The 22,483-nt window shown below is 37.3% G+C and carries 23 protein-coding genes and 1 pseudogene; 18 read left to right on the top strand and 6 right to left on the bottom strand.

Features of this window, described 5'->3' with window-relative positions; translation table 11 throughout:
• Positions 1-18: 18 nt before the first annotated feature.
• Positions 19-246, bottom strand: a complete 228-nt coding sequence (locus DN408_RS23440; protein WP_078177739.1) for a DUF3973 domain-containing protein — start codon at positions 244-246, stop codon at positions 19-21.
• Between the two features lie 424 nt (positions 247-670).
• Here DN408_RS23440 and DN408_RS23445 point away from each other — a divergent pair, with 424 nt between their 5' ends.
• Entirely contained in the window at positions 671-1,102 is a 432-nt protein-coding gene (locus DN408_RS23445; RefSeq protein ID WP_061675328.1) for an SRPBCC family protein, read from the top strand.
• Positions 1,103-1,426, top strand: a complete 324-nt coding sequence (locus tag DN408_RS23450) for an ArsR/SmtB family transcription factor (RefSeq protein ID WP_002145325.1) — start codon at positions 1,103-1,105, stop codon at positions 1,424-1,426. It begins immediately after the preceding gene.
• A gap of 40 nt (positions 1,427-1,466) precedes the next feature.
• Here the strand turns inward: DN408_RS23450 and DN408_RS23455 are convergent, their stop codons facing one another.
• Entirely contained in the window at positions 1,467-2,909 is a 1,443-nt protein-coding gene (locus tag DN408_RS23455) for an MDR family MFS transporter (RefSeq protein WP_078177738.1), read from the bottom strand.
• A 212-nt stretch (positions 2,910-3,121) separates the two neighbouring features.
• Positions 3,122-4,393, bottom strand: a complete 1,272-nt coding sequence (locus DN408_RS23460; RefSeq protein ID WP_078177735.1) for a BaiN/RdsA family NAD(P)/FAD-dependent oxidoreductase — start codon at positions 4,391-4,393, stop codon at positions 3,122-3,124.
• 283 nt (positions 4,394-4,676) lie between these two features.
• Here DN408_RS23460 and DN408_RS23465 point away from each other — a divergent pair, with 283 nt between their 5' ends.
• Positions 4,677-6,329 (top strand): putative polysaccharide biosynthesis protein, encoded by a 1,653-nt coding sequence (locus tag DN408_RS23465; RefSeq protein WP_002129465.1) that lies wholly within the window; start codon positions 4,677-4,679, stop codon positions 6,327-6,329.
• A gap of 41 nt (positions 6,330-6,370) precedes the next feature.
• Complete coding sequence (locus DN408_RS23470) at positions 6,371-7,099, top strand: pseudouridine synthase (protein ID WP_002034388.1); 729 nt, start codon at positions 6,371-6,373, stop codon at positions 7,097-7,099.
• A gap of 82 nt (positions 7,100-7,181) precedes the next feature.
• Here the strand turns inward: DN408_RS23470 and DN408_RS23475 are convergent, their stop codons facing one another.
• Positions 7,182-7,403: a DeoR family transcriptional regulator gene (locus DN408_RS23475; RefSeq protein ID WP_000805512.1), complete on the bottom strand. Its 222-nt coding sequence runs from the start codon at positions 7,401-7,403 to the stop codon at positions 7,182-7,184.
• A 357-nt stretch (positions 7,404-7,760) separates the two neighbouring features.
• On the opposite strand from DN408_RS23475, the gene pepV reads away from it, so the two are divergent.
• The 4 genes from pepV to DN408_RS23495 all read left to right on the top strand — a co-directional run bounded on the left by pepV (position 7,761) and on the right by DN408_RS23495 (position 13,289).
• Complete coding sequence (pepV, locus tag DN408_RS23480; RefSeq protein ID WP_003191892.1) at positions 7,761-9,167, top strand: dipeptidase PepV; 1,407 nt, start codon at positions 7,761-7,763, stop codon at positions 9,165-9,167.
• A gap of 103 nt (positions 9,168-9,270) precedes the next feature.
• A complete protein-coding gene (thpR, locus tag DN408_RS23485; protein ID WP_078177734.1) occupies positions 9,271-9,816 on the top strand; it encodes an RNA 2',3'-cyclic phosphodiesterase in 546 nt (181 codons plus the stop codon).
• A 288-nt stretch (positions 9,817-10,104) separates the two neighbouring features.
• The gene (gene pulA / locus DN408_RS23490; protein ID WP_002129461.1) at positions 10,105-12,246 is read left to right on the top strand and encodes a type I pullulanase; all 2,142 of its coding nucleotides are present in this window, start codon (positions 10,105-10,107) and stop codon (positions 12,244-12,246) included.
• A gap of 245 nt (positions 12,247-12,491) precedes the next feature.
• Positions 12,492-13,289, top strand: a complete 798-nt coding sequence (locus DN408_RS23495) for a phosphotransferase family protein (RefSeq protein ID WP_002034382.1) — start codon at positions 12,492-12,494, stop codon at positions 13,287-13,289.
• 3 nt (positions 13,290-13,292) lie between these two features.
• Here DN408_RS23495 and DN408_RS23500 read toward each other — a convergent pair whose 3' ends face one another.
• Complete coding sequence (locus tag DN408_RS23500) at positions 13,293-13,571, bottom strand: YtzH-like family protein (RefSeq protein ID WP_002015625.1); 279 nt, start codon at positions 13,569-13,571, stop codon at positions 13,293-13,295.
• A 232-nt stretch (positions 13,572-13,803) separates the two neighbouring features.
• On the opposite strand from DN408_RS23500, the gene trmB reads away from it, so the two are divergent.
• Together trmB and DN408_RS23510 are read left to right on the top strand one after the other, a co-directional pair.
• Entirely contained in the window at positions 13,804-14,457 is a 654-nt protein-coding gene (gene trmB, locus DN408_RS23505; protein WP_002015624.1) for a tRNA (guanosine(46)-N7)-methyltransferase TrmB, read from the top strand.
• 70 nt (positions 14,458-14,527) lie between these two features.
• Positions 14,528-15,382: a YtnP family quorum-quenching lactonase gene (locus tag DN408_RS23510; RefSeq protein WP_041867984.1), complete on the top strand. Its 855-nt coding sequence runs from the start codon at positions 14,528-14,530 to the stop codon at positions 15,380-15,382.
• A 129-nt stretch (positions 15,383-15,511) separates the two neighbouring features.
• On the opposite strand, the gene DN408_RS23515 is transcribed toward DN408_RS23510, so the two are convergent.
• Positions 15,512-15,823: a PepSY domain-containing protein gene (locus DN408_RS23515; RefSeq protein WP_002015622.1), complete on the bottom strand. Its 312-nt coding sequence runs from the start codon at positions 15,821-15,823 to the stop codon at positions 15,512-15,514.
• A gap of 148 nt (positions 15,824-15,971) precedes the next feature.
• Here DN408_RS23515 and DN408_RS23520 point away from each other — a divergent pair, with 148 nt between their 5' ends.
• The 8 genes and pseudogenes from DN408_RS23520 to DN408_RS23555 form a co-directional block, all read left to right on the top strand.
• Positions 15,972-17,045: a M42 family metallopeptidase gene (locus tag DN408_RS23520; protein ID WP_002167551.1), complete on the top strand. Its 1,074-nt coding sequence runs from the start codon at positions 15,972-15,974 to the stop codon at positions 17,043-17,045.
• Between the two features lie 289 nt (positions 17,046-17,334).
• Positions 17,335-17,844 carry a DUF84 family protein gene (locus tag DN408_RS23525; protein WP_002089045.1) on the top strand — a complete coding sequence of 170 codons (510 nt, stop codon included), beginning with the start codon at positions 17,335-17,337 and terminating at the stop codon, positions 17,842-17,844.
• 83 nt (positions 17,845-17,927) lie between these two features.
• Positions 17,928-18,242, top strand: a complete 315-nt coding sequence (locus DN408_RS23530) for a thioredoxin family protein (RefSeq protein ID WP_002015619.1) — start codon at positions 17,928-17,930, stop codon at positions 18,240-18,242.
• A gap of 79 nt (positions 18,243-18,321) precedes the next feature.
• Positions 18,322-19,134, top strand: coding sequence for a DUF1444 domain-containing protein (locus DN408_RS23535; protein WP_002129459.1), 813 nt, complete (start codon positions 18,322-18,324; stop codon positions 19,132-19,134).
• Entirely contained in the window at positions 19,131-19,745 is a 615-nt protein-coding gene (gene ytpR, locus DN408_RS23540) for a YtpR family tRNA-binding protein (RefSeq protein ID WP_002089041.1), read from the top strand. Before DN408_RS23535 ends, ytpR begins: the two co-directional genes overlap by 4 nt.
• Before the next feature lie 145 nt (positions 19,746-19,890).
• Entirely contained in the window at positions 19,891-20,235 is a 345-nt protein-coding gene (locus DN408_RS23545; RefSeq protein WP_002015616.1) for a hypothetical protein, read from the top strand.
• Positions 20,236-20,275: 40 nt separating this feature from the next.
• Positions 20,276-21,232, top strand: coding sequence for an N-acetylmuramoyl-L-alanine amidase (locus tag DN408_RS23550; protein ID WP_078177731.1), 957 nt, complete (start codon positions 20,276-20,278; stop codon positions 21,230-21,232).
• A gap of 156 nt (positions 21,233-21,388) precedes the next feature.
• A pseudogene (locus DN408_RS23555) lies at positions 21,389-22,483 on the top strand (DNA translocase FtsK); the annotation flags it as partial.

Consider the following 22,483-nt stretch of genomic DNA (forward strand, 5'->3'; position numbering starts at 1 on the left):
CCAGCTCTTTTTTATGTTTTATGTTGGGACAACATGTGTCGGTAATACGTTCATAATAGATTGAGTTGTGCCTAATTTCTTTGTCGCTAAAAGAGGCGCCCCTGTTTCATGGTTTTGGGCATCTATACACATACCAAGGTGATAACGATCACCTAAAAATGGATCAATATAAAAACCGTTTTTAAAAACTTTATCATTCGGGTGTTTTTCATGGTGAATTTCAGAACAGTTAATGCAATAGAACATAGCTTTCATCTCCTTTTTATTTTTGTTTGAAAAAGTGGGTCGGTAGTCATTTCGCTCCTAAGGAAATGTTGAGGAGAAGAGAAATAACTACCTACCCAAATGGCGGGCATACTCCTTCTGATTTTTACATATCTCGCGTATTGTCCCCGAGGGAAGGAGGAGAGACGAAGTACAGATGAGATAAGTTAGGCGCTTCTCTCAATAGGAGTGATAGAGTTTCATATTGAGGGAATTTTCTATTTTTCATTGCCTTTGTGAGTATATTATGAAGGAATGGTGAGAGGGTGTTTGTCCTGTTGAAAAAATGTTGAGAATTTCTCAACAGTGAAAAAGAGTCTTTCTTGACATGAAACCAAAAGGTGTTATATTGTTAATGTGAAACTAAAAGGTGTTATATTTTAATGCCGAATAAAGGAGATATAAAATGGAACAACAAAATACATTAAATGATATTAAACAAACAATCGTTTTTAACGCGCCTATTCAAAAAGTATGGAATGTAGTATCGACTGCAGAAGGAATTGCGTCATGGTTTATGCCAAATGATTTCGAATTGGCGGTAGGACATGAGTTTCATGTGCAATCACCTTTCGGACCATCACCATGTAAAGTGTTAGAGATTGATGAGCCGAATTATCTATCTTTCTCATGGGATACAGATGGCTGGGTTGTTTCATTTAATCTGAAAGACTTAGGAGACAATAAAACAGAATTTACGTTAATTCACGGCGGCTGGAAACATCCTGATGAAATTCTTCCGAAAGCGAATGCGAAGAGCTCTATTATTCGCGATAGAATGAGCGGCGGCTGGGTAGCGATTGTAAATGAAAAACTGAAAAAGGTTGTCGAAGGCTAAGTGGCCTCATCAGCAGCGAAATATGACGTATTTCAAGCAATTGCTGATCCAACCCGCCGAGAAGTAATACGGTTATTAAGTGACAAGGAGTTACCGATTTCCAAAATCACGGATCATTTTCCGATGAGTCGTACTGCGGTTGTAAAGCACCTTCATATTCTTTCAGAAGCGAATTTAGTGAGTGGAAGAAAGAGCGGAAGAGAGAAGATATATCGTTTGCATCCAGAACCATTAGAGGAATTACAGCAGTGGCTCTCGTACTATGAACGATTTTGGGATAATAAATTGTCCGTGCTTAAACATATTGTGGAGAATGAAGAGTAGATTTTATGCAAAAAGGATGACCAAAATGGTCATCCTCTTTTTATTGCTCACTTGTTTGTGTAGCTGGCTTTAATAAAATCCAAGCGATAATTAATGTAAATACCGCTAATACGAAAGTGCTCATATAAATGACGTGTACACTTGCTGCTAGTGCCTCTTGAGACTCTGTTGCTACGTTTGCTGTAGCTCCTCCATGTCCGCCAGAAGAAACAAGATCAAGGTTTTTAATGCCACGTGCATGAATCATCGTATTGAAGATCGTTCCGAAGATTGCAGCTCCTAGTGTTTGACTAAAAGTATTAATAAATGTGTTCAAACCGACTGCTGTTCCGCGCGTATGAGCTGGTACGGCTGCTTGAATTGTTACCATGTAAATTGGTGTAACAAGCCCCATTCCTAAGCCGAATAATCCGACTGCAACATAAATGAGGAATGATGGTGAATCTGTTGATAATGTAAATAATAAGAAAGTAGCAACTGATAAAATGCTAGCTCCAAGTAAAATAATTTGTTTCGTTTGTAACTTGCCAACTAAGTTACCGGAGAACATAGCACCGAATGTCCACATAACAGGAATCGGCATTAAAATGAGTCCAGCCTCTGTCGCATTTTTTCCTAAAACACCTTGGCTCCAAATTGGAAGATACACTGTAATACTAATAATCATTGCGCCAGCAATAAGAGTTAGTATGTTTATTGTAGATAATGTACGGTTAGAGAAAAGTGCTAGCGGAATTAATGGTTCCGGAGACTTTTTCTCGATGTATAAGAAAATAATGAATGAAACAGCGGCAAAGATTAATAGGCCGATAATTGAAATGTCTCCCCAGTTTTGCTTACTGCTACCTGTTAATAATGCGTATAGTAAAGCAATTGTACTTAATGAGAAAACTGTCGCACCAAGATAGTCGATATGTTGCTTAGCGGCGGACTTAACAGATTCCTTATAAGAAGTGGCAAACATTAAGCAAGCGATAATTCCAAAAGGAACGTTTAAGAAGAAAATATAGCGCCAAGAAAGAGAATCGACTAAAAATCCACCTACTAACGGCCCAATAACACCAGATACACCCCAAACGGCACTCATCCAGCCTTGTGCTTTCGCGCGGTCTTTAGCTTCGCTATATAGATCTCCAATAATCGTCATTGTGATCGGCATAACAGCACCAGCCCCTATACCTTGAAGAGCACGGAAGAAGATTAATTGTTCCATTGATGTAACGACTCCGCAAAGTGCAGAACCGATTAAGAAGATTGTTGCTCCGATGAGCAGAACTTTTTTACGGCCGAATAAATCAGCTAGCTTTCCGTATATTGGAGTCGAAACAGCTGTTGCAAGCATATAGATTGCATATACCCAACTAACAAGTTCGACACCTGACAAATCACTCGTTATACGAGGGATCGCTGTACTAACAATCGTTCCTTCTACCGCAGAAAGAAACGTCATTAGCATTAAAGACATCATGACTTTTTTTCTCATTTGTTTTCCCCTTACCCTTTTTCGAATATTCAACAATATAAAATATAAAGGTACTAAGGTATATAAAGCAACAAAAAAGCAATGGGGAGTTAGGAGGAAGGGATATTTTTGAAGAAACGGTCGACATATTTAAAGTATCGCCGATATAATTTCGTGTATTACTTTGCTATTTCAACATACTAAAAAAAGAAACAGGAGTCCCTGTTTCTTCTTTAATATTGCATTTTTGAATTTTGTCCTGCTGTTGTTCCGGCAATTCGGCCAGTAACAAGGGCAGATGTAATGTTATAGCCGCCAGTATAACCGTGAATATCAAGAACTTCTCCACAGAAGTATAAACCATTCGTGAATTTCGAAGCCATTTCTTTCGGGTTAATTTCTTTAACGGATACCCCTCCGCCAGTAACGAATGCTTTTTCAATTGACTGCGTACCATTTACATGGACGGTCAATTCTTTAAAATCTTTCACAAGTGCGCGAATCTTCTCATGAGAAATTTGTCCAGCTTGTTCGCTACCGTCAATTTCATTTTTTTCTAATAAGAATAGGAAGTAACGTTCAGGAACATAGCCTTTTAAAACGTTTTTAATTCCTTTTTTCGGATCTTCTTTCATTTGTTTCAGCATGCGTTGGAACAGTTGCTCACTATTTTCTTCTGGCAATGCATCGATACTCATGTGCACTGTGTTCGTTTTAAACTTTTTCATCGCTTTCACAACGAATTGGCTACAGCGAAGAGCAGCAGGACCAGATAGGCCGAAGTGAGTGAAAAGCATGTCCATTTTATGAGAAATGATAACTTTTCCTTTCGGGTTTAATACACTTAAGTTTACATCTCGTAAAGCAAGACCTTGTAATGTGCGGTCACGAATAAACGGTTCGTTTGAAAGAATTGGTACTTCTGTTGGGAAAAGTTCTGTAATTGTATGCCCAGCTTTTTCAGCCCAAGCGTATCCGTCTCCAGTAGAACCAGTTTGAGGAACAGATTTTCCGCCAACAGCGATAACGACGTGATTCGTTTCTAACACTTCACCTGTTTGCAGAATAACAGCCTTCGTTTGACCGTTTTCATACTCAATCGTTTCGACAGGCGTATTCGTACGTATTTTCACACCTAAGTCTTTTAATCGTGTTAACAGTGCATCTACAACAGATTGCGCTTTATTTGATACTGGGAACATGCGGCCATGATCCTCTTCTTTCAGTTGTACACCGAGATTTTCGAAGAATGTAATAATATCTTCATTACTGAAAATAGAAAAAGCACTGTATAAGAAGCGACCATTTCCAGGTATATGTTTAACGATTTCATCAAGTGGTAGACGGTTCGTTACGTTACAACGACCACCACCAGAAATCGCAAGTTTACGTCCTAGTTTATTTCCTTTATCAAGAAGTAAGACGCTTGCGCCTTCTTCAGCAGCACCGATTGCAGCCATTAGCCCTGAAGGACCGCCGCCGATGACAATAACATCATAATGCATAATATATCGACCTCATTTTCTACATTTCCTGCCTAAAAGAATAGCATGTTTTCCCTTAAAAGAAAAATAGAGTGAAGTACTGCTTAAGAGGAGAATTGTGGTACAATACAAAAGTTAGAGTTCAGCATTATCCTGCTATTTATGGGCAATAAGACTACTACCTTAAGATTTTGGAGAAGTAAAGAGGGAGTTAAAGCAGCCTGTAAATGCTTGAATGGTTAGTAGGAGGAGAGTCTCCCACTAATTATAGTTTCACTTTATGTAGATGTAGGAGGATTTTCGTATGTCCGATTCAAAATTTCTGCGCGGAACGCTTATTGTGACGTTAGGGACATTTTTAGTAAAGTTCTTAGGCATGATTTACGTTTTTCCGTTTCATGCATTAGTAGGCACAGAAGGCGGAACGCTCTATACATATGGATACATTCCATATACGATATTTTTAAGTATCGCAACGGCAGGAGTGCCGCTTGCTGTTTCTAAGTTTGTTTCCAAATATAATGCACTTGGAGATTATAAAACGAGCCGGAGAATGTTCCGCTCGGGAATGGTTATGATGATAGTAACAGGAGTTCTTTCCTTCTTAGTACTGTACATGACCGCACCATTATTTGCAGAAGCAATGCTTGGTAAACAAAGTTTACAAAATAAGATAGAAGAAGTTACGACGATTATTCGCCTCGTAAGTTTTGCGCTTATTGTTGTGCCGGCAGCAAGTTTGATTCGTGGTTATTTCCAAGGCCACCAATCGATGGGACCGACTACGGTTTCACAAATTATTGAGCAAATTATTCGTATCGTCTTTTTATTAGCGGGTAGTTTCATCGTTATTAAAGTACTTGGCGGTACAGTAGCAACGGCAGTTGGGGTTGCGACATTCGCTGCGTTCGTTTCAGCAGTTGGAGCACTTGGCGTATTAATTTGGTACTGGTTAAAACGTAAAAAATATTTGGATCAATATTTAATTGAGCAAACTGTACCAGAATCGACGGTAAGTACCGCTCAATTGTTTAAAGAGTTGTTTGCATATGCAATCCCTTACGTTGTAATTGGATTAACAATTCCTTTATATCAACAAATTGATACATTGACATTTAACTCTATTATGCAGGCGATTGGTCAAGGAGATATCGCAGAGCGAGCACTCGGTATTTTCACGATGTGGACGCATAAATTAATTATGATTCCAGTATCACTTGCAACAGCGTTTAGTTTAACGCTCGTGCCAGCGATTACAAAGTCGTTTACTGAAAAGCAATACCGTTATTTGAAATTACAAATTACACAAACATTCCAGGCGAATATGTTTTTAACATTGCCAGCAGTTGTCGGTATTTCTACACTTGCATATCCGATTTACACTGCTTTCTACGATTCAGACCCACTAGGTGGACAAGTATTAATGTGGTATGCGCCAGTTGCATTGTTATTCGCTTTATTCACAGTAACAGCAGCAATTCTGCAAGGGATTAACCAGCAGAAACATGCGATTGTTGCGCTTGTGATGGGTGTTATTTTGAAATTTGCATGTAACGTAATCTTTATTCGTTATTTCGGTACAGTTGGGGCGATTTTGGCTACTGCAGTCGGCTTCTTAGCTTCCGTATGGTATACGAATAGACAAATTAAAAAACACGCACACTATTCATTTGGTGTTGTATATAAGAGAACATTCCAAATTGCAGTCTTAACACTTGTAATGGTTATTGCTGTAAAACTATCACAATGGCTTCTATCCTTCATGATTTCGCCTGATGGCCGTATTGGTGCTCTTATTACAGTTGCGATTTGTGCAGGGATTGGTGGTCTTGTTTACGGATTGTTAGCGATTCGCACAGGAGTACTAGAAAGAGTATTTGGCGGAGAAGCTTTAGAGAAAATCCAGCGTAAACTTGGTAGTAGATTCAAAATAAAGTTGAAATCAAAAGGGGCGTAAATACGTCCCCTTTTCTATGATAAATAAAGAAGGTGAAGAACATGAGATTAGATAAATTATTAGCGAATATGGGACACGGAAGTAGAAAAGAAGTAAAGAAATTACTGAAAGACGGCGTTGTGAAGATTGATGGAACGCCAGTGAAAGATGCGAAGTTTCATGTGAATGTAGAAGAGCAAGAGGTTATGATTCACGGTGAAGTTGTGGAATATAAAGAGTTTGTTTATTTAATGATGCATAAACCACAAGGTGTTATTTCAGCGACAGAAGATGATAACCACGAAACAGTAATAGATTTATTAGAATTAGAAGATGCGATTTTCGATCCATTCCCTGTTGGAAGGCTCGATATTGATACAGAAGGTTTCTTATTAATCACAAATGATGGGAAGTTAACGCATCAACTATTATCTCCGAAAAAGCATGTGCCGAAAAAATATTATGCACACATTTCAGGTGTTGTAACGGAAGAGGATGTAATAGAATTCGCTAAAGGTGTTATTTTAGAAGATGGCTATGAAACGAAGCCAGGCGAACTTACAATTTTAAAAAGTGATGATATTTCTGAGATTGAACTCGTTATTACAGAAGGAAAATTCCATCAAGTGAAGCGTATGTTTGAAGCGGTAGGGAAAAAAGTAGTTTATTTAAAGAGAACAGAGATGGGACCTTTAATGTTAGATGAAGAGTTAGAACTTGGGCAATATCGTGAATTAACAGATGAAGAAGTAGAAATGTTAAAGACGTATCAAGTAGATAACGAAAAGTAACGCCAATTTCAGAGCATAGAAAAGACCCCTTTCTAATGAGTTAGAAAGGGGTATGTATTTATTTACATACAATTATTTTTTATTATGAGGTCATTCTCACTTTCTTTCCTGTCGTTGTCCACTTGCCGCGGCAAGGGCTATACACGAGTTCATTAAACTGCAACACATTTAGATCACGTTGTATTGTTCGCGGTGTGATCCCGAACTCATCTACAAGGTCTTTCGTTGTTACCGTACCGTTTTCATTGATGTACATATAAATCGATTTAATGCGTGTTAGCATACGAGTAGTTGTAGGTTTCAAGAGAAAACCGCTCCTCTACTAGTTTTTTTGACCCCATTCAGGAAAGAAGGTCGTTACTACCATTGTACTCTACATGATAAAATTCATGCTTTAACTTACTTAAATTTTACAAAAGTTTAACAAATATTCATATAGAAAAATATTGGTAGTTGACATTGTATGTCTGGTCAGTCAACTAACTCATAAATTTCTACGTAAAACGCCAAATTCCTGCAAATTTTTTTAAAAAAATAAAAGAAAAACTAATAAGAAATATCTGAAATATTACAATTGTCCGTTATTAGTTTTTCATGTATGGCATAAGAGATTTTCGTTTGCTATGATGAAAGAGACAATATAGTGAAGGATGGATGCGTGATGTCGACGATTAATTGGACAGAAGAAGTTACAAAACGAAAAGATGATTTAATTCGTGATACACAAAATTTTTTACAAATTAAAAGTGTATGGGAAGAAGAATCTGCGAAAGAGGGCGCACCATTTGGTGAAGGTGTAGAAAAAGCCTTATCTTTCATGTTACATAAAGGAGAAGCAGAAGGTTTCTGTTCTAAAAATTTAGAAGGATATGCAGGTCATCTTGAAATGGGACAAGGAGAAGAATTAGTAGGTATTCTTTGTCACGTTGATGTTGTACCAGAAGGAGATGGCTGGACAACGCCTGCGTATAGTGCGGATATTCGCGACGGGAAGATTTTTGCACGCGGTGCAATTGATGATAAAGGGCCGACGATGGCAGCTTATTATGCGATGAAAATCGTTAAAGAATTAGGCTTACCTCTTTCAAAACGTGTTCGTATGATTTTAGGAACAGATGAGGAAAGTAATTGGAAGTGTGTAGATCATTATTTTAAAAATGAAGAAATGCCAACAATCGGTTTTGCGCCGGATGCAGATTTTCCGATTATTAATGCGGAAAAAGGAATTTCTGACATACAAGTTGTGCAAAGTGGTGGGGAAGAGAAAGAAGGCACATTTAAGCTTATTTCATTTGAGTCAGGTCGTCGTTTAAATATGGTTCCTGATTTTGCAGAAGCAGTTATTACAGGAGAAGATGTAAATACACTTACAGTAGCATATGAAGAGTATTTACAAACTGCTAAAAAAATAGGTAAAGCAATTGTAGAAGGAAAGACGGTGACGTTGCAAATCAAAGGAATTTCAGCTCACGGATCTACTCCGGAAAAGGGAGAAAATGCAGGTTTATTATTGGTAAACTTCTTAACGAAAGTTTCTCTTGATGGAAAAGGGGCTTCATTTGCCTCGTTTGTAACAGAAACATTTACAGGTGATATTATTGGAGAAAAAGCTGGTATTTCTTATAAAGACGATATTAGCGGGCCGTTAACAGTGAATGTTGGTCGCCTGTCTTACTCGCAAGAAAACGGTGGTAATTTAGGATTAAATGTACGCTATCCAGTTACAACTAACTTTGAAGAAACAATTGCAAAGTTAAAAGAATATGTTGGTACTCATGGATTTGAAGTAGCGGATTATTCTAACTCTCGCCCGCATCACGTTGACAAAGATCATACGTTAATTCGTACTTTGCAACGTGTATATGAAGAACAAACTGGTGAAAAAGCTGAATTGTTAGCAATTGGCGGTGGTACTTATGCTCGTTCATTGAAAGCTGGTGTTGCATTTGGCCCGTTATTCCCAGGAAAAGAAGAACTTGCGCATCAAAAAGATGAGTACATTGAAATTGAAGATTTATTAAAAGCGACAGCGATTTATGCTCAGGCAATTCATGAATTAGCGAAATAAAAGATATTTAAATAATGACCGCTCTCTACTTTAGAGGGCGGATTCTTTTTAGCTGAATGAGATAAGGAAGAAAAGCAACAATAACATAAAGGAGACGATGTAGATGGTGCCGCATTATTTTGTCGCAGTAACTTTACCACGTCATATAAAAGAAATTCTTTCTAATTATAAAGAGGAAATGAAGGATGAATTACCATTTCGCTCGTGGGTACATGAAGAAGACTATCATATTACCCTTTCATTTTTAGGAAGTGCGACAGAGGAACAGTTAGAAGGAATAAAGAATGGATTACAAACATTTACAGAAAAAACGGAATTATCGTTCACGTTACAAGGACTTTCTACATTCGGACAGGTGGACCAGCCGCGTATATTTTGGGCGGGGATAAGTGATAATCAAGATTTGTTTAGTTTACAAAAGCAAGTGCATACAATTTGTGAAGAAAATGGCTTCTCTCTAGATACACGTCCTTATCATCCACATATTACTGTTGCGCGTAAATGGGTAGGAGAAAAAGTGTTTGATCTGACAAATGTAAAAGAGTTACCTGTAACATCATTTCAAGCAGATACGATTACTTTGTATGAATCTCACGTTAAGGAAACGCCGAAGTATAAATCGATTACTGAAATAAAACTACAAAAATAGAATGTATGAAAACGTTTTTTATACAGGTGAATATACTATAGGGAATAATGTGTTACTGTATAGAGCTTCGCTGATAAGAAAACCCTTATCACTTACAGCTCGTTTCACCCCCCTATTTGCGGGCAGTAAGACTCCCATCTCCAAATTAGGATGAAGCAAAGAAGTTAGGTGGGAGATCTACTGCCCATAAAGGCCCAATTGGTGAAGGCTAATAATCAGTGGGAGTAAAGCGTTCCCATTGATTAAAGTTTCACTTTATTTTAATTTTGAGAATGATGGTGATTTTTTATGTTGAAAGTAAAACGTCCATTTGATGCCTATTTAGATGAAATGAATAAAATTACAATTTTGCTCCCGCATGCGTATGGAACAAGCCGGACATTTCGTTTACAAGAAGGAAGCAATGTGAAAGAGTTACCGATTGTTCATACTATTGCTCTTCCAGATGCAACGAAGTATGAATGCTTTATAGAAGAGCCGATAGATGTGGGGAAGTATTATACAGTACGGGATGAACGGAATGAAGAAACAGATTTACAAATAGGCGCTGTGATTCGAACAGTAGTTTTCGATGAAAAATATTATTACGAAGGTACCGACTTAGGTGCTGTGTATAAAAAAGAAGAAACAATATTTAAAGTATGGGCTCCGACTGCAAGGCTTGCGAAAGTACGGATTTATAAAAGTGATAAAGAATATATTGATTATGAAATGTACAGAGAAGAAAACGGAGTGTGGATTCATACATTACAAGGTGATCATGATGGAGCACGATATACATTCCTTGTTTGTATTAATTTAATATGGAACGAAGCGGTTGACCCTTATGCAAAGTCTGCGACGATAAATGGAAAATACGGCGTCGTTATCGATTTGGAAAAAACGAATGTGACAAAACGAGTAGAATTATCACCATTACAGTCAATGACAGATGCCATATTGTATGAACTGCATATTCGTGACGCTACTATTCACCCAAACAGTGGAGTGAATAAGAAAGGGACATATAAAGGGCTAATGGAAGAGGAGACAGTAGGGCGAAATGGGACATTAACAGGATTGTCTTATATAAAAGATTTAGGCGTTACACATGTTGAACTATTACCTTTACATTGTTTTGGTGGTATAGATGAAGTGAATCCTGCTTCCGCATATAATTGGGGCTACAATCCGTTATATTACAATATACCAACAGGATTTTATGTTACAAACCTTTCTGATCCATATAACAGGATAGTAGAGTGTAAACAACTAATTGAAACATTTCATGATCACGGCATCAGGGTGATTATAGATGTTGTATATAATCATGTTTATGAAAGAGAATTATCATCATTTGAGAAGCTTGTCCCGGGATATTATTTTCGTCATGGGGAAGACGGTATGCCTTCTAATGGGACGGGAGTTGGAAATGATATAGCATCTGAACGGAAAATGATGAGGAAATTTATTATAGAATCTGTTTTATATTGGCTTACTGAATACAATGTTGATGGATTCCGATTTGATTTAATGGGAATTTTAGATGTTGAAACGATGAATGAATTAGAAAAAGAAGTACGAAAAATAAAGCAGGATGCGCTGTTATTAGGTGAAGGATGGGATTTGCAAACACCGCTTCCTCTTGAAGAGAAAGCGACGTTAAATAATGCGAATAAAATGCTATGTATCGCACAGTTTAATGATCAATTTCGTGATGGAATAAAAGGAAGTACTTTTAATATAAATAAACGTGGCTTTGCATTTGGTGGGCATGTAGACTGTAATCATTTGCAGTATATAGTAGCTGGTAGCCTTTTAAGTATGAAAGAAACAGGATTGTTCCTAGAGCCAGTACAAAGCATCAACTATGTAGAATGTCATGACAATATGACGATGTGGGATAAACTAGTGCAAAGTAATCCAGAATCAGAAGAAATTTTGAAAAGGCGTCATCGTTTAGCAACCGCAATGGTTATTCTTTCACAAGGGATTCCTTTCTTACATGCGGGGCAAGAGTTTTATCGTACGAAGCAAGGGAACGAAAATAGCTATAATGCAAATGATGAAATTAATCAATTAGATTGGGATCAAAAAGAGAAAGAGATGGAGACCGTTAACTATATAAAAGGGTTAATTGCGATTCGCAAAGGGCACGGGGCATTCCGATTACAAAATGCGGACCTTATAAAAAAGCATATGACTTTTTTGCAAACATCTACAGAAGTACTGGCATACCACCTAGAGCATGTAGAATTATTTGGACCGTGGAAAGAGATTGTAGTTTTATTTAATAGCGGTTTAGAAGCTAAAACGGTGCAGCTTCCAAAAGAAGAAACGTGGCATGTGTTAGTAAACGAAAAGCAAGCGAAAATAGAGCCAATTTCTTCATTTAGAGGAAAGGAACTTCAATTGGCTCCAATTAGCACGTATATATTGACGATAATGTGACAAATCGCTACTTGACGATGAGAATGTAATAAATGTAGAATTGACAAAGGTGACGATTTTCATAAGTTGTCATTCTATGATTGATTTTGTAAAATAAACTAGAAGAACAGGTGATTTATCCTGTTTTCGGCTTATGCCAAGTTTTTTCATTCAAATACAGTAAAATATATGAATCCACAACATGCGTAGAAATGTTGCGGTTTTTCTTTTCATAACTATAAAAGATAAGGATTTGTTAACGGGTAATGAATATGGAATGGTTGGAACAATTATTAGGAAAAGAGTGGAGTCTTATACCGGCTGGTGGAGTAACGGGCGATGCATATATTGCGCAAAACGGACAACAAAAGTTATTTTTAAAGCGGAATACATCGCCCTTTTTAGCGGTATTGTCAGCAGAAGGAATTGTTCCAAAATTACTTTGGACAAGAAGGGTAACGAACGGTGATGTAATTTCTGCTCAAAAATGGCTTCCGGGACAGAAGTTAGAGCCAGAGGATATGAAACTAGAGCGTGTTGCGAAACTTTTGAAGAAAATACACTCCTCTAAAGCGCTTGTGCAGATGATTCAAAGGCTAGGAAAGCAGCCGCTTCATGCGCAAGAGTTATTACAACAATTACAGCTCGTTTTAAGAGGAGATATAAGAGTTGATGAAACAATTCAGCAAGGCCTGCAATATTTAACGGAGTCATTAAAAGATATTGAGTACAATGAATTCGTTGTATGCCATTGTGATGTAAACCATAACAATTGGATATTGTCGGACGAAGATGAATTGTTTTTAATTGATTGGGATGGGGCTGTTATTGCTGACCCAGCTTTAGATCTTGGTATGTTATTATATTGGTATGTTCCGCGCCATGAATGGAGTGAGTGGCTCGGATATTATGAGATTGAACTAGATGAATCATTGCTTAGGCGTATGAGATGGTATGTGATAGCACAAACGATTTTATCTATGCAATGGCACACAACAAAAAAGCAGCAAGCAGAAGCTAAATATTGGCATCAATATTTACAGCAACTACTTGCTTCAGAATAATACTTAAGAAAAATTGTCCATTCCAGCAATCCACTGAGTAAGTTGTTCTTGATTATTGGAAATATGGTTGTCCAAATTAGAGGAAGATTTACCCGATTGACTATAAGAATATACATCGTTTAGCATTACTTTAGTGTCACTACTTATACTATCGTTTGCGAGTAACGATTGAATGAGTCGCTCTAATTGCTCGCATTCAGAAACTGTCCCGCAGCAATCACTTTGATGGTTGATTAAAATATCTTTTAACACTTCTAATTGATGCTGTTGATTAATTGGCATGAACGGATCATCCTTTCGAGTGTTTTTCTCTCCCTAGAAATGTAAGAGAAAAAGCTGTTTCGTCATGGAATGTTTAATGCTTTATGTAGTTTTTATCAAAATGGTACATCTTATACTTGAAAGAAACGGACCGAGTGCTCGTACGTACTTGGTTTTTTGTTTGATAGATTGATTAAAACAGAAAGAAGGAATTTTTCCTTTAAAATAGTTTTGTAAAGAGAGGGAGACATCTATGCGTTTAAGACATAAGCCTTATGCAATGGATCGAATTAATGAGTATTCACATATCGTAATTGGAAACCCAGAGGAGAGCGCTGGTAACTGGAAAGAAATATTTGGAAATGAACAGCCAATTCATATTGAAGTAGGTACAGGACGTGGCCGCTTCATGTATGATATGGCAAAAGCAAATCCGCATATTAACTATATTGGAATTGAAAAATTCACAAGTGTTGTTGTAGATGCACTTGATAAATTAATTGAAGAAGAAGTACCGAACTTAAAGTTAATTAATAAAGATGCTGAAGATTTAACAGTTTTCTTTGCGAAAGGTGAAATTGACCGCGTTTATTTAAACTTCTCAGATCCATGGCCGAAGAATCGTCATACGAAGCGTCGTTTAACGTATAAAACATTTTTACGCAATTATGAAGAAGTGTTAGTAGATGGTGGAGAAATTCATTTCAAAACTGATAACCAAGGTTTATTTGAATATTCTATTATGAGTATGGCTGAGTATGGTATGTTATTAACTTACCTTAGCCTAGATCTTCATAATAGTGATTATGAAGGAAACATTATGACAGAATACGAAGAGAAATTTTCTAGTAAAGGTCATCGTATTTATCGAGTGGAAGCAAAATATCGTACGGAGCCTATGCAGTAATGCATAGGTTTTTTATATGAAAAATAATCGGAATATTATGTTAAAATTAAATGAAAAAGGGGGATGGGATATGGAACAGTTACAAATTGGAAATATAAAAGTGACGTGGCTAAAAGGTGGGAATACACATTTAGATGGAGGCGCGATGTTTGGAGTTGTGCCAAAAATACTTTGGTCACGAAAATATAAACATAATGATACAAATCATATTTATTTACGAACAGATCCGTTACTCTTACAAACGAAAGAAGGAAACATACTTATTGATTCAGGGATAGGGAATGGTAAATTGAATGAGAAAATGAAGCGAAATCAAGGTGTAACAGAAGAATCATCAGTTAAGGAATCTTTGGAAAAATTGGGACTGCATACTGAAGATATTCATTACGTCTTAATGACGCATCTTCATTTTGACCATGCATCTGGTTTAACAAAATGGGAGGGAAATCACCTTGTTCCGGCGTTTCCGAACGCAACGATTTATGTAAGTGAGACTGAATGGAATGAAATGAAAAATCCGAATGTTAGATCGCGTAATACATATTGGAAGGAAAATTGGGAGCCAATCGTTGATAAGATTGTTACGTTCAGGAAAGAAATAGAAATTACGGATGAAATAAAGATGGTGCATACGGGTGGTCATAGCGATGGACATGCCGTTGTCGTCCTTGAAAGTCAGGGTGAAACGATGCTTCATTTAGCGGACATTTTACCGACGCATGCACATCAAAATGTATTATGGGTAATGGCATACGATGACTATCCAATGACATCGATTGAACATAAACAAAAGTGGATGAAGTATGGTGCTGAAAAAGAGGCGTGGTTTACTTTTTATCATGATGCATATTACCGTGCAGTAAAGTGGAATGAGGAAGGGCATATAGTGGAGAAAATAGAGAGACAAACAAATATAGAAGCTTAATATTAATAAGAGGAAGGTGTCCAAAAATATTTATTGGAACAATCTCCACTTATTATGTATTGCTGTTATTATCAGCTTTTGTTGGTAATTCTAAAAAAAAAAGAGGTTCACCTAATGGGAAACCTCTTTTTATGCTGCTATAACCTCTAAAACAGTACCTGTTTTAGCATCAACTAAAAATTCAAATCGTTCTTGTATTTCATCTAACATCGTTGTAAGACCGCCGCGATAAACTTCGTACGCGACATCATATTTTTCAAATGCCTCTGGAACCATATGTACCCAAGAGCCAGTAATTTCACCTTTATGACTTAATGCTTGTTTCACCATTTTCAATGCTTTTTCTGAAGAAATATGGGATTGTTCTTGTACTTTGTTTGCAACGAAATAACCAGCTGCGAATCCAACGCCAAGACCTGTGACTAAACCTTTCCAGCTCATATATTCACCTCAATTCTGTAAAATAAAAATAGTGTACCAATAATAATTATAATGCAAATGCAACTAAAAAAGAAGAAACTAGAAACATTTCGAAAATTTCGTTACAATAAAAGAGGTATTCTACTAAGGTTTGAAAGAAGGGGACTTCGTGAATAAAGAGACATTACAATTATTTCGTACGTTAACAGAATTACAAGGTGCATCAGGTTTTGAACATGATGTGCGCAGTTTTATGAAGCAAGAATTAAGCAAATATGCTGATGAGATTGTGCAAGACGGTTTAGGTAGCGTATTTGGTCTGAAAAAAGGGGACGAAACTGGCCCGCGCGTTCTTGTAGCAGGTCATATGGATGAAGTAGGTTTCATGGTTACGCAAATTACGAAAAATGGGATGCTTCGTTTTCAAACGTTAGGTGGCTGGTGGAGCCAAGTACTATTAGCTCAGCGTGTACAAGTTATGACGAAGAATGGTCCTGTTATTGGGGTTGTTGGTTCCATTCCTCCTCATTTATTAAGTGATGCGCAACGTGCAAAACCGATGGATATAAAAAATATGTTAATTGATATAGGTGCAGATAGTTATGAAGATGCGATTGAAATTGGCATAAAGCCAGGGCAACAAATCGTTCCAATCTGCCCATTCACGCCAATGGCAAATGAAAAGAAAATTATGGCGAAAGCTTGGGACAACCGCTATGGATGTGGCCTTGCTATCGAATTGCTAAAGGAATTAAAAGATGAAACATTACCAAACACATTATACTCTGGTGCGACTGTACAAGAAGAAGTAGGTCTTCGCGGAGCACAAACTGCTGCAAATATGATTCAACCAGATATTTTCTATGCGCTTGATGCAAGTCCAGCAAATGATGCATCTGGTGATAAGACGCAGTTCGGTCAATTAGGAAAAGGCGCTCTTCTTCGTATTTATGACCGTACAATGGTAACACATAGAGGAATGCGTGAATTCATTTTAGATACAGCAGAAACACATAACATTCCGTACCAATACTTTATTTCACAAGGTGGTACAGATGCGGGCCGTGTGCATACAAGTAACTCTGGTATCCCATCAGCAGTAATTGGTGTTTGTGCACGCTACGTTCATACACATGCTTCTATTTTACATGTTGATGATTATGCGGCAGCGAAGGAATTAATTACGAAGCTTGTGAGAGCAACGGACAAAACGACGTTAGAGACAATTAAGAATAACGCGTAAAGAGGAAGGGTGAAAAACCCTTCTTTTTTTAGGTTGAATAGATGACCCAGCGATGAATGGGAGCGGCCAGTGCCTAGTTGATGCTCGAGCGATGTATTAAGACTACGGATAGGAAGAGAGAGGAAGGCTGTTTTTGGAAAACCTTTTCTTTTTTTAGGTGGGAGAGATGACACAGAGATGCGTGTGTGCGGTCAGGCGCACTACGGTATAAATCTCAGTCATGAAGACTGATTTGGTGTTCGAGGCTAGTATTAGGATAGAATGATGAAATTATATAGAGGTGAATGAAATGAAGGTAGTAGTTGGATCGAAGAATAAGACGAAGGTTGGGGCTGTGGAGAAGGTTTGGGAAGATGCTGAAATTACATCTCTTTCTGTTCCATCAGGAGTAGCAAATCAGCCATTTTCAGATGAAGAGACGATGCAAGGAGCAGTAAATAGAGCGAAGAGAGCATTGCAGGAAGGTGCAGCTCATATCGGCATTGGGCTAGAAGGCGGCGTTATGAAAACGGAGCATGGGTTATTTATGTGTAACTGGGGTGCTTTAGCGACGATTGAAGGTAAAACATTTGTTGCGGGCGGGGCGCGTATTAAGTTACCAGACGATTTTTTAGCACCGCTTGAAGAAGGAAAAGAGCTAAGTGAAGTGATGGAAGAGTTTGTAGAGCGAAAAGATATTCGTAGTCACGAAGGTGCTATCGGTATTTTTACAGATGATTATGTCGACCGAACGGAATTATTTGTACACGTTGTTAAGTTACTTGTTGGGCAATATAAGTATGATGAAAAGCAAGCATAAACCTTGCACCATGCGCGATGTATGGTAGTATAAAGAAAAGATTATAGTGTGAAAAAGTGCACTCGTTAGAGGAGGAAATATAGATGAAATCATTAGAAAGCATGGAACAATTCCAAGAATTAAAAAATGAAGAGAATGTAGTCTTCATGTTCTCAGCAGAATGGTGCCCAGATTGCCGTTTCGTTGATCCATTTATGCCAGAAGTAGAAGAGAAGTATAGTGATTTCTCATTTTACTATGTAGATCGTGATGAATTTATTGATTTATGCGTGAAAGTAGACGTATTTGGCATTCCAAGCTTTGTAGCGTACAATAAAGGTGAAGAAACTGGACGCTATGTAAATAAAGATCGTAAAACACAAGAGCAAATCGAAGAGTTTATTGAAGGTTTAAAATAAGACAATTAGCCAATTGAATTGTAAAAACAACCTCTACCTTCGCGGGGGAGGTTATTTTTTTGGAAGGGAGGAAAAAGAGATGAAAATGACAAGTAAAAAGATGAAAGACGAGTTAATGAAGAAATTATCTCGACCAGAATGGGACTTTCATTATGATAGCGAGAAAGAAGTTCTTCGTATTGAACAAACAGACTCGAAAAAAGGTATTAACGTATCACTTCCAGGAGTAGTTGCAAAATGGGAAGTGAACAAAGAAAAAGCAATTGAAGAGGTCGCTTATTACGTACAAGAAGCGCTAATTGCAATGCATAAAGAAGAAAATAGCACGGCGAAAATTTTACCTGTTATTCGCTCTACTTCTTTCCCGAAACAATCAGAAGAAGGAAATCCGTTTATTATGACGGACCATACGGCGGAAACACGTATTTACTATGCGCTAGATTCTAATAAAACGTATCGATTAATTGATGAGCGCTTATTGCAAAAATTAGAGCTTACAGAGGAACAAGTACGTGAAATGGCATTATTTAATGCTCGCTCATTAGGCTATGAATTTAAGCAGGAGACAGTAGCAGGTAATACATTCTACTTTTTAAACACAAATGATGGATACGATGCGAGTCGTATTTTAAACGAATCGTTACTACACTCGATGCGTGAAAAGATCTCTGGTGATATGGTTGTTGCAGTTCCTCACCAAGATGTATTAATTATTGCTGATATCGTCAACGAAATCGGTTATGATATTATTGCACAAATGACAATGAAATTTTTTGCCGAAGGGCATGTTCCGATTACATCACTTTCATTCGTATATGAAGATGGGGACTTTGAACCAATCTTTATTTTAGCGAAGAATCGGAAGAAGACAGATGGAAAAGAGAAAGGATGAACGAAGTGAACGTTTTTTACAACCTTGAAGGAATTGGTGACACTTTAATTGTTACCTTACAAGATATTACTTTAGAAAACCGTACATTTGACCGCAAAGGAGATGTTGCTCGCGTATACGATCGTGAAAGCAACGTAACAGCAGGATTCAACATCTTTAATGCGTCTTCTTATGTAGAAGTAACAGACAACGGAAACGTTACATTAACGAAAGAGTTTGTTGAAAAAATTAACGGAATTTTAGCGAAGAATGGCTTTGAAGAAAAAGTAGAAGCTGATTTCACGCCGAAATTTGTTGTAGGCTATGTAGCTGAAAAAGAGAAGCATCCAAATGCTGATAAATTAAACATTTGTACAGTAGAAATCGGTACAGAAACATTACAAATCGTATGTGGTGCACCAAACGTTGATGCAGGACAAAAAGTTGTTGTTGCAAAAATCGGTGCTGTAATGCCAAGTGGTATGTTAATTAAACCAGCTGAACTTCGCGGTGTTCCTTCTTCTGGAATGATTTGCTCTGCACGTGAATTAGAGCTTCCAGATGCTCCAGAAGAAAAAGGTATTCTTGTATTAGAAGATAGCTTTGAAGTTGGACAAGAATTTAAATTTTAATTGATGTTAGAAAAAGTAGTCTCGCATATGTGAGGCTATTTTTTTTTGTACGAAATTTCTAGGATTGTAACGTTTCCTCTCAAAATCTATATTGTATTTCAAAAATGGATTAGGTAAAATTTAGAAAAAAGAAGGGGGTAGACGTATGAAACAACAACCAAAAATTGCAGAACTTCTGAAACGAATTGAAACTTCAAAACAGCAAGATATCGAACTAGGTTCCTATGAAATATATGTGTTTAGCGAAAATGAATTAGAAAAAGGACAAATCGGTTATCGATATGATAAACATAAAAATTCATTAATAAGTGAAGAAAGTGGAAAATGGAAAGAGGAATGGATTGTTATCGGATATGAAACGGATATGGGGGATCCTGTTTTCGTAAATGTAGCTGATGATGCTTATCTAGTCTATACCGCAGAGCGTGGTACAGAAACGTGGCAACCCGTTCATATTGGAAATATGGATGAAATTATAAAACAATTATAAGAAAAACTTTGAGACCGGTGCAAAGTGATAGGAGAGAAAAATGAAGTATATAAAAATAATGAGCGCTATTGCAGTCATTGGAATATATATGGGAGGTTGTTCACAAGAAGAGCCGAAAAAAGAAACAACATCTTCTATACAAGAAAAAAACAAAGATAATAAGGAAGACGCACCGGTAGAAAAGCAGCAAGAAGAACAAGAAAAGAAAAAACAACCGCAAGCAATTCAAACGAATGAGCAAGTGGAACATAAGCAGGAGGAAGTGCCGGCCGAGGAAAAGAAAGAGGAAACTACGCCGCTGCAGCCAACTGAGCAACCAGTACAAAATAATGAACAAAAAGTAGAGAGTAATGAAAAACAAGAAAAGTTTCTCGTCGTTATTGATCCAGGGCATCAACAAAAAGCGAATTTAAATTTAGAGGCAATTGGTCCAGGAGCAACTACGCAAAAATATAAAGTAACAGACGGAACAGCGGGAGTTGTAACGAAAAAGAGGGAATCAGTTCTTGTATTAGAGATGGCTTTTATATTGAAAGAAAAACTGGAAGCAAAAGGTATACAAGTATTGATGACGAGAACGTCACATGAGGTTGATATAAGTAATAAGGAACGAGCAACATTCGCGAATGATCATAAAGCGAATTTATTTTTGCGCCTTCACGCAGATGGTTCTGAAAATCCAAATCAAAGTGGATTTGCTGTATTGACACCGGCAGAAGGAAGTCCGTATACGAAAGAGATTTATGCTGAAAGTCTTCAAATCTCTCAAACGATAGTAAATAAAATGAGAGAGAATCATCAAGTGAAAGTAAATGGAATTAAATTTCGGGATGATCTTTCTGGATTTAATTGGTCAAAAGTTCCAGGAGTACTATTAGAACTTGGATTTATGTCAAACCCTGAAGAAGACAAAAAATTATCTGACCCACAGTATGTAAATTCTTTATTGCAAAGTGTAACGGATAGTGTGGATGAATATCGGAAGGGTAAAGATTAAACGAGGTCTTACATGTAAGACCTCGTTTTTCTATATGAAAAACAATCGCGAATTAGAATATTATGGATAAAACTAATATGCTTAATTTTACCTGCACTTTTTGCCGAATGCTGATACAATAAAGGATGTTACTATTTAGTAGAAAGAGTGGTAAACATGTTAGATTGGATGAAAAAGCTGTTTAACAAAGAGGAAGAAAAAACAGTGATGAATAAAGAAGTACCGGCACAAATTGAAAGTCAGCCGAAAATTCCTCGTGTAAACCACTACACTGAAGCAAGAGAAGCACAAATGGCAAGTCGGAATGCAGGGAAATGTCGTTTTCCATTAATACCAGATAATGGCTTCGATGAGGAGGATGTAAGAGAACTGCCTAACTTTGAAGAACAACCTATTCAAAGAGGAGCATATGAAGAACAGCCTACTCAAAGAGGAATAAAAGTGGAAAGAAGCAGACGACCGTATGTGGAAACAGAAGCACCTACATATGAGGAACCGGAATTGCAATATGAACCAGAGCCTGTCGTAAAAAAAGCATTCGTACCGTCGCAAGAAAGTAACCGTAGACCATTTCGTCCAACAGAAATGATTTCTCCGATTTATGGATATAACCGTCCTTCAGTAGAAACGAAGGTTGTGCAGGAGGAAGAAAAGGTAAGAGAAGATCTTGAAATATCTGTTGAAGGAAAAGCTGTTGTTGACGCATGGTTAGAGAAAAAGGGATATACATTATCTGACTTTTCGGGAGTTCTACAAGGAAGTTCATCTGTTAAGAACGGAGTGAACGAACGAAGTAATAAAGTAGAAGAAAAATCGGTTGTGGATACATGGTTAGAGAAAAACGGTTACGAAGTTGAACGTCAAGCCCCTTCGTTAGAAGAAAGCCTAAGTGATGATTTGCTTCATAAAACAGTAGGACAGCATGTGGAAAAAGAGGCTACAATTGTACAAGCCTTGAAGCAGGAGCAAGATGTAGTGGCGTTATCATCTACAGAAGATAACGAAGAAACTTTACAAGAAGAGTCAATAGATTCTAAAGTAGAGCATGTGTATTCGATATTAACAGAAGAAAATGAATGTAATACAGAAATAGAAGAAACTGTTGCTGCAGTTGCAGCAAATCAAGTCGAAGAAGAAACCTTAGAAGATGTAGTGATTGTAAAAGCAGATGAAAAGCTTGAAGAAACAATTACTATAGAAATACCAGATGCTTTTGAAGAAGAAGCTAAGGAAGCAGAAGAAGTTGTGGAA

The organism is Bacillus sp. AR13-1 (assembly GCF_008042285.1).
Lineage (GTDB): Bacteria > Bacillota > Bacilli > Bacillales > Bacillaceae_G > Bacillus_A > Bacillus_A mycoides.